Source organism: Spirosoma sp. (assembly GCF_026391055.1).
Classification (GTDB): Bacteria; Bacteroidota; Bacteroidia; order Cytophagales; family Spirosomataceae; genus Spirosoma.
In genome coordinates this window covers 1-5,706 of the sequence record NZ_JAPLET010000001.1, presented here as the reverse complement: position 1 = coordinate 5,706, position 5,706 = coordinate 1, and the positions used below count along the sequence as shown (strand labels likewise).

Annotated in this window: 7 protein-coding genes and 1 pseudogene; 4 read left to right on the top strand and 4 right to left on the bottom strand. The window is 48.0% G+C overall.

Features of this window, described 5'->3' with window-relative positions; translation table 11 throughout:
* A pseudogene (locus NT073_RS00040) lies at window positions 1-351 on the top strand (initiator RepB protein); the annotation flags it as partial.
* A 2-nt stretch (window positions 352-353) separates the two neighbouring features.
* Here NT073_RS00040 and NT073_RS00035 read toward each other — a convergent pair.
* The gene (locus NT073_RS00035; RefSeq protein ID WP_297366816.1) at window positions 354-698 is read right to left on the bottom strand and encodes a hypothetical protein; all 345 of its coding nucleotides are present in this window, start codon (window positions 696-698) and stop codon (window positions 354-356) included.
* Between the two features lie 197 nt (window positions 699-895).
* On the opposite strand from NT073_RS00035, the gene NT073_RS00030 reads away from it, so the two are divergent.
* Window positions 896-1,378, top strand: a complete 483-nt coding sequence (locus NT073_RS00030; RefSeq protein ID WP_297366814.1) for a response regulator — start codon at window positions 896-898, stop codon at window positions 1,376-1,378.
* 20 nt (window positions 1,379-1,398) lie between these two features.
* On the top strand, window positions 1,399-1,839 hold the full coding sequence (locus NT073_RS00025) for a response regulator (RefSeq protein ID WP_297366811.1): 441 nt from the start codon (window positions 1,399-1,401) through the stop codon (window positions 1,837-1,839).
* 412 nt (window positions 1,840-2,251) lie between these two features.
* Here the strand turns inward: NT073_RS00025 and NT073_RS00020 are convergent, their stop codons facing one another.
* From NT073_RS00020 to mobC, 3 genes are all read right to left on the bottom strand, one after another.
* Entirely contained in the window at window positions 2,252-2,662 is a 411-nt protein-coding gene (locus tag NT073_RS00020; protein ID WP_297366809.1) for a BLUF domain-containing protein, read from the bottom strand.
* 314 nt (window positions 2,663-2,976) lie between these two features.
* Complete coding sequence (locus tag NT073_RS00015; RefSeq protein ID WP_297366806.1) at window positions 2,977-4,449, bottom strand: relaxase/mobilization nuclease domain-containing protein; 1,473 nt, start codon at window positions 4,447-4,449, stop codon at window positions 2,977-2,979.
* A complete protein-coding gene (mobC, locus tag NT073_RS00010; RefSeq protein ID WP_297366803.1) occupies window positions 4,446-4,808 on the bottom strand; it encodes a plasmid mobilization relaxosome protein MobC in 363 nt (120 codons plus the stop codon). Before mobC ends, NT073_RS00015 begins: the two co-directional genes overlap by 4 nt.
* A gap of 236 nt (window positions 4,809-5,044) precedes the next feature.
* Between mobC and NT073_RS00005 the strand changes: the two genes are divergently transcribed.
* Entirely contained in the window at window positions 5,045-5,236 is a 192-nt protein-coding gene (locus tag NT073_RS00005) for a hypothetical protein (RefSeq protein ID WP_297366799.1), read from the top strand.
* Window positions 5,237-5,706 lie beyond the last annotated feature (470 nt).

Here is a 5,706-nt window from a genome sequence, read left to right as displayed (position 1 = left end):
GATGTCGCTGCTAGGGAAATCAACGGCCACACGGATCTAACATTCAATTCTAAACCCATTTACGGCGACCGCCCTGGACGTGGGCGTAAACCCGTTGTCGAAGTCGAGTTTGAGGTATTCTATCAGGCCAAACCCGAACCGGCTCAACTGTCAAGTTTGCACGAACGGCTAATTAAACAATTCCGGCTTCGACCCGATCAGGCTGATACGGTACTGGCCAATCACTCGAGCGAAGTGATTACGCGGCAACTCTACGATATTCAAATGAAAGCGGCCGATGGCAAAGTGAAGAATCTAGGAAGCTATACAGCTAAGGTATTTGGTCTACAAACCAAGGCAGAAGCAAAATAGACTTAACCAAAGAGCCGTTGCCAAACTGATTTCTTACCTTGCTCAGGTAAACGGGTGGCAATCCCTTCAACAATCTTGGTAAGGTGGTCAATCTGGTTTTGAATATCGACCGGAGCGGTAGGTGATTGCGTTTGGACAAGCTGCCCTTGAGCAAATCCGCGAACATCTTCATTAATGTATTGGCCTATGGTCTTACCCGCTCGCTCGGCAGCTTTCTCAATCACGCGTCGGGTATCCGCTTCAACACCCCGAACTGACCAAGGAACAGGTGCAGCACTTGGGCGAGCCGGTCGGCCCATCTTAACAGTCTTTTCCTTGGGTGTAGTGCTTAAAGTACTTTCTGTCATACCGTTTTGAGCATCTATATAGTTCTGTCATACACAATGTATGACACATAAGTACAAAGAAATCAGTCTTGAACAAAAAGGTAGTGCAGAAAGTAGTTTCTGCACTACCTAACATAACATCTGACTGTACCGCCAAAAAGCAGAATAATATCATCAATCTGCTTTTTGATCATTGTGTATCATTGATCTTTGTCGTCATGAAAACCAGTAAAGACTCAATAAACCTAACAGTTACCAGCACCCAAACAAAACTACTGATCGTTGAGGATAATCGTGACCATTGGATACTTATACAAGGTATACTGTCACGCTGTTTGCCCACAGCTACCCTGGTACACACAGCCGGCTTTCAGGAGACGATTAACTTATTAGTGGAGAAGCAAACCCAAGAATGGGAACTCCCTAAGCTTATGATTATTGATCTTTATCTGCCTACTTATCAGGAGGGCCTTCAGTTGGTCAGACACATCAAGGCTATGGACAGTCCAGTTTCGCACATTCCCATTCTGATGCTGAGTGCATCGGCAAACTCCACTGACATTACCAGCGCTTATCAGGCGGGCGTAGCAGCGTATATGCTTAAGCCAGTCATAGAACAGGATTGGCTTACCAATTTTCAATCGATTTGTGAATACTGGTATAACACAATTACTTTGCCACCTACCTATTATCATCTTTAATAAGTGATCCTTATCTGTATATGTCTTTTCCCATTCTACTCGTTGATGATGATCCCTTGCTGGCAGAGGTGCTCATTGAGGCCGCCAAGATTAACTTCCCCGAAGCCCGCTTTCAGCAGGTATACAGCGCGGGAGAAGCTAAACGTTATATAGATCAGTTAGAGGGATATGGTCCTAAGTTGATATTACTTGACATCAACTTAAATGAGATGAATACGGGGTTTAACTTGTTAGCCTATATACAAGTACATCCGCAAGCTCGCTTAGTGCCAGTGCTGATGCTGACGGTAAGTCAACTAACGAATGATGTTAAGCTAGCCTATGAGATAGGTGCCTCTTCGTTTACGGTTAAGCCTTTTAGTTACGAGGATTGGCAAACCTACTTAGTCAACCTGCGTCATTATTGGTACAAAACGGTTTCGTTACCGTCTATTCAGTTTAGCCCATCGACTACACGATAGAAAATGAGCAAATAAACATCTTTATCGTGAAGATAGCTTCAAACCCATATTAGGAGATTGTTGCGTATACTGCTCATATTGATCGGTTAAATGCCCACCTATACAGCAACAAAGGGAATGTTGTTCGTAAAAAAAGAAGGGCCAATTTTACCCATGCTGGTGGCTCAAATCACAGCTGAAGAACTGCCTTTTTTGAGTATTTTTCAAACCCGTTCAAACGTACTGTAATTGCAGTGGCTGTTGCAAAAGTCTGAAAGGTGCTTTGTCGGCTCGACTAACAGGTCTCATTTCACTTAATTTAGCATCAAAACAAACGGTTGAAATGGAATGTCTGAGCCCGTGCCGACTTTTCAACAGCCAGTCATCTTATGTAAATAAACTTTTTCAAGAATCGTATTCCATATTAAGCGCTTTAATTCGTGTTGTAGAATGCTTGAATCAGATCTAAAATAGACTGTTGGTTAAGATTGAAGGCTTTTTTATTATTCAGATCAACGATGACATTAAACTCTTCAAGTTGACTCGTCGTCAGCGTTTTATAACCCATGTTCCAAGACGAAAAGAGGCGTTGATTAACTGATTGACTAACCAAAGTGGTTACATTCGTATGTCTTTTGTCCCGCTGAATACGGTCGTACAGCAAGCTTAGCTCATGCTGATCTCCTTCCAAGACTTGAATGATCTGTCCATGAAGGAAAAGCAGCACACCAGTAATGCCTGCTTTCTTGTTGTGGCAACGGCTATGTAATAAAACAGTTGCTAAATTATTCTCATCCAATAACTCAGAAGAGTGGCTCCTATAAACAATACAATGGTCAGGCATAGGATTATGTTGTACAATCGATGTTAGGATAACTCAGAGGCCGTTTCAAGGGGTGCTCCACTCGTAATTGACAGGATCAATCTACGAATAATCGCTTAACACAATACTCTATTTTTTCTCCCCTTTCCAAGTTACAATTCGGCCTCTTTTCAGGGCTCTTATGCGGTGATTGATCTTAGAATAGTTCATTAACATAAGATTCCTTATACAACACCCCTTCAAAAAGTACAAAAAACAACGGGGCAAAAAAGAGGGCGAAAGGGGATAAAAAAGACCCATCAAAACCGCTTTTTTTCCCCTCCGTTCGACCCGCGTCAGCTCATGCCCCGACCGCCTAACCGGGGTCCTCGATTCTGGTACTGCTTCAACCGCAACTGCTGAGCCTGCTCCTGCTGGTGAGCCGTCTCGCGTTGCTGAGCAAACTGCGATAGCGAGACAAGGGAGTGTTCCTGTTTCTGATAGGCGCTCGCCTGAAAGCCAAAACTAGGCTTGGCTTTAGTCTCCTGCCGGGCATGAATCCAGAAGTCATAGTGCTTTTCCCGCATGTGATAATCCAGACCCGAGCCGTTGGGGTCATTCAGGTAACTCAGTTTTGCTTTGGCTTCTCGCGCTTCGCTACTCAACCCGAACCAACTCTCCGCCTGACGGCTCAACGCCTGCCGTTGCTCAGCGCGCCATTCTACCTGGAACTGGTAGGATTCGCTGGCTTTGATTTGCCCATCGAGTACCTGCCGCAAGCCATAATCCGGACAGGTTTTTTTAAGGGCCTGAGCCGTTTTGAGCGTCGGGTTCTGGGCCAGCGTTTGGGCGGCCTGCTCGATCCAGACGTTGGTGGCCCGGATCTGCTCGTTCAGCAAGCGCACCCGTTGAACCTGCTGCTGATAGTCATCCTGCCACTTGCGTTCAACCTCGCTCAATTCTGGGGCCTTTTTAGGCCCTTCAGGCGACGTTTGGGCGCGGACGACAGGAGTGACAGCTTCAACCGGCTTAATCGCCTGAGCGGCCTGTTTTTGCGCTTGTGCCGCCTGTTGCTGCCGGTGGTTGGCCTCCAGTTGCTTGACAATGCCCGCGTAGCTGTACTGACGGGCGATATCAGACCCCTTGAAGGTATGCCCGTCTTTGGCAAAACTCACCCCCACCGCTTTCCCCCCTTCGTTTTGGCGTACTTGGTAGGTGATGCCCTGGGCCTGGACTCGCTCGGCAAAGGCTTGGCCACTCGTACAGCTGGCCAGCACCTGCTCCAGCGTCTGGCGAATCTGGTGGCGACTCCGATCGGCCCCCTGCAACTGATCAGGCCGCTGCTTGTGCGCGCGCCGTTCGGCCACGGGTGTCAGCTCGTGCCGGATCGAGAGTTCTTTCAGCAGGGCCTGAGAACGGGCGTAGTTGTGGCTATCCGAAATCGTTTGGCCCTGGTTATCGACCCGGTTAGCGATTAGGTGAAAATGGGGGTGGGGCTGGTCGTGGTGGCGAATGATGACGTACTGGGTTTGATCCAGGCCCATACCGGTGACGTAATCCTGAGCGACGGCCAGCATCTTCTCGTTGGTGAGTTTGGCCGCGTCGTCGGGGTTAAAGCTCACGGAGGTATGCCAGACGGCCCGCCCCAGGTCCGGATTCAGCAACCGGCCCCGGTTGAAGTCGGCCGTCATACTGGAAGCCGAACTCATCCGGACCCCAACGGCCTCCAGGACTTCGGCCTGTTTCTGTTCCTGGCTGTGCTTGTGGCCCTCGAACTGGTAGCGCACGCACCCCCCGAAGCTGGTGCCGATGCTGGTCTTGCCGATCATTTGGCGTAGCGGTCTAGTAGTTCGCCTAACTCCCGCACCCGCCGATCGACCAGGATAGCCACCGAACGAATGCCGTCGGTGTTGGCCTTGCGGGCCAACTGGTTCAGGTTGTTGCTCATGGTGGCGATCTGCCGCAGCAGGGCCTCCTGCTCGGCGGTGATCACCGTCACGTCGCCCACGCACAGCTCCCGGATCACATCGGCCATGCTGGTGTTACGTTGCTGGGCCAATTCCTGCACGTAAGCGTAGGAAGCCGGTTCGAGCCGAACCTGAATGGCCTTGCTGCGCTTGTCTTCGTCCTTCTTTTTGGGCCGTCCGCCTTTGGCTTTGGCCGCGGGTACGCGGGAATCAGGAGTCATACGACGGTTGATTTTGAGGTAGTTAAGAGTTGATGAACCGGGCGGTGGATGGGGTAGTGCTGGGCCTTTTGCGACGATAGGAGCAAAAGCAAGCTGGTTTTGAGGTACGAAAAACATGGCTTGCTCCCTCCCAATCACACACGGCTGACGCGACAGCAATACTACGCGACACGTATCACTTTCACAAGTGCATTCCTGGTTTTGGCTATTTTTGTGTTGTTAATTCTCCTTCCCCGATGGCCGCTCTTCTATTCAAAGCCCAACTCGTTGATCAAGCCGGTACCCAACAAGCCGAACTGGCCAGGATCTTGTATGGGGTCGATTCCCCTGAAGAGAAAGAAAAGACCTTTCGCGCTATCTGCCGCAGTCGCTATCCACAGCTGCGCATTCAGGAGCCTATCAGTATCGCTCCTGCTACCTTGCAATAGGGGTAAAATGGCCAGGTGTATACCGGCGGGTTAGTAAACTAGTCGCTTGCTAACTAAATTTATAGTTGGCCGCCCCTTCCCTGTTTTAGTTTTTGCTTTTCTTTTCCCTTTCCAATTTGTTTTTGATCTCTTTACTAAGTCGGCAGGTGTTAGATGGTTTTTACTTCCTTTTTTACCCCTAAAAGCCGCTTTTTCAAGCCACTTTTTTTCACAACAAGCTCTTGTGTATTATCAAAATCTCTTGTTAAACACTTGTAGTCGATTTTTTCAGCAAATAACTTTCTGACTATTAAACAGTTAAGCTGTGGATAACTTTTAATAAAATGTACTTTAATCGTTTATTTAATGTGGTTTAATCGGTGAAAGGGGGTTTATTTAATGTGGTTTAATCGGTGAAAGGGGGTTTATTTAATGTGGTTTAATCGGTATTTTAAATTTCTAAAAAAAAGTAGTAACTTTTAAAAATACAT